2 protein-coding genes are annotated in these 2,097 nt (G+C 72.5%); one reads left to right on the top strand and one right to left on the bottom strand.

Annotation, left to right across the window (positions count from 1 at the left end; all coding sequences use genetic code 11):
- The coding region (locus tag KBX53_RS30900; RefSeq protein ID WP_210863269.1) for a LamB/YcsF family protein at window positions 1-291 on the top strand (291 nt) is incomplete at its 5' end.
- A gap of 33 nt (window positions 292-324) precedes the next feature.
- Here the strand turns inward: KBX53_RS30900 and KBX53_RS30895 are convergent.
- On the bottom strand, window positions 325-2,097 hold a 1,773-nt coding region (locus KBX53_RS30895; RefSeq protein ID WP_210863267.1), incomplete at its 5' end, for an NHL domain-containing thioredoxin family protein.

Below are 2,097 nucleotides of genomic sequence, written 5' to 3'. Positions count from 1 at the left end.
GGCACCGACGGCGAGTTGGGCGAGGCCTTCGCCGACCGCGCCTACCTGCCCAACGGTGCGCTGGTGCCGCGCGGCACCCCGGGCGCGGTGATCACCGACCCCGAGCAGGTCGCCGAACGGGCGGTGCGGATGGCCACGCACCGCAGCGTGGTGGCTGTCGACGGCACCGTCATCCCCTGCTCGGTCGACTCGATCTGCGTGCACGGCGACACCCCGGGTGCGGTCTCCGCAGCCGAACTCGTCCGCGCCACCCTGATCGACGCCGACATCACGCTCGCCCCGTTCGCCTGACCGGAGGGGCCCGCGCGGGGCCCTCCGACCAGGTCAGGCGTCCAGACCGCGGAGCACCAGTGGCAGCCGCGTCACGGCACCGTCGACCACCCGGACCGGTACGCCCCAGTCCTGCCGGGTCAGGTGGCACGCCGCGTGCTCCACGTCCGCGTCACAGGTCGCCGCCTGAGCCGTCACCTGAAGCACGCCAGCGGTGACCTCGCCGTTGAGCACCAGCCGACGGGACAGCTCGGTGCCCGTCCCGGCACCCTCCACCAGCAGCTCCGGCGGGGACGCCGACACCACCAACCGGGTCGACGGCCCGTACGTCTCGTCCAACTTCTGCCCCGGCGCCGGGGTGAAGACGATGTCCAGGGTGACCTCGCCGGCCGCGAGATCAGTCGGCTTGCGCTCGGTGCGGTGCCGGGGGCCGTCCACCGTGCTGGCCCCCGCCGCCGACAGGGCACCCGGCGCGAGCCGGGTCAACCGGTGCGCGGCCGACTCCACCACCAGCACCTCACCGGACGGGGTGAGCACCAGGTCGCTCGGCTCCGCCAACCCGTCCGCCACGGTGGAGACCTGGTTGCTGTCCGGGTCGAAGCGGCGCACCGCGCCGTTGTACGTGTCAGCGATCAGCACCGAGCCGTCCGGCAGCGCGCACACGCCCAGCGGGTGTTGCAGCAGCGCCGACTCCGCCGGACCGTCCACGTGCCCGAAATCGAACAGGCCCTGCCCGACGGCGGTGCCCAGCACGCCGTTCTCCACGTACCGGATCGCACTGCTCTCGCTGTCAGCCACCCAGAGCCGGGTGCCGTCGACCGAGACGGAGAGCCCCGACGGCTGGGCCATCCACGCCTCGGCCAGCGGGCCGTCGCGCAGCGCCTCCACTGTGGTGCCGGCGTACATGCCGGCGGTCCGCTTGATCGGGTCGAACCACCACAGCTGGTGGATACCGGCCATCGCGATGATCAGCTTGTCGTCGTACCAGGCCAGATCCCACGGTGAGGAGAGGTCGACGGCGAGCGCGTCGTGGGCGTGGTCGTCGACCTCGGCGCGCCACTGCCGGCCGCTGCCGGCCACCGTGACCACCTCGCCGGACTCCAGCCGTACGCCGCGCAGCAGGTGGTTGACGGTGTCGGCCACCACCAGGTCGTAACCGGCCACCTCGGCGACATGCGTGGGCAGCAGGCACACGCCCTGCGGCTCGGAGAACGTCGCGGTGGCCGCCGGCCCGTCCGCCCGACCCCGCTCACCCGAGCCGATCCGCCGCACCGGCGTCTCACCGTCCGGCTCGACCTCGACCACCGAGTGCCGGGCCGAGTCCGAGACCAGCAGGTTGCCGTTCGGCAGCAGCGTCGCCTTACCCGGGAAGCGCAGCGCGGTCTCCGGTGCCGGCGGCGGGACGTACGGGCCGTCCCCCCGGTGCAGGGTGCCCTTGGCCTCGTGGGTGGCGACCAACTCGTCGATCAGCCGGGCGAGCCCTTCGGCGTGCCCCTCGCCGGCCATGGTGGCCACCACGTAACCCTCGGGGTCGATCACCGACAGGGTCGGCCAGGCCCGGGCCGCGTACTGCTGCCACATGTCCAGCTCAGGATCGTCGAGGACGGGGTGGTGCACCCCGTACCGCTCCACGGCGGCGGCGAGCGCGTCGGCGTCCTTCTCGTGCTCGAACTTCGGCGAGTGCACGCCGATCACGACGAGCACGTCGCCGTACTTCTCCTCCAGCGGGCGCAGCTCGTCGAGCACGTGCAGGCAGTTGATACAGCAGAACGTCCAAAAATCCGCGATGACGATCTTGCCGCGAAGGTCGGCGAGCTTGAGGTCGCG

It is taken from the genome of Micromonospora sp. M51 (assembly GCF_018070305.1).
Taxonomy (GTDB): Bacteria; Actinomycetota; Actinomycetes; order Mycobacteriales; family Micromonosporaceae; genus Micromonospora; species Micromonospora parva.
Note: the sequence above shows the minus strand (reverse complement) of the source record. Positions and strands in the feature narration are given on the sequence as shown.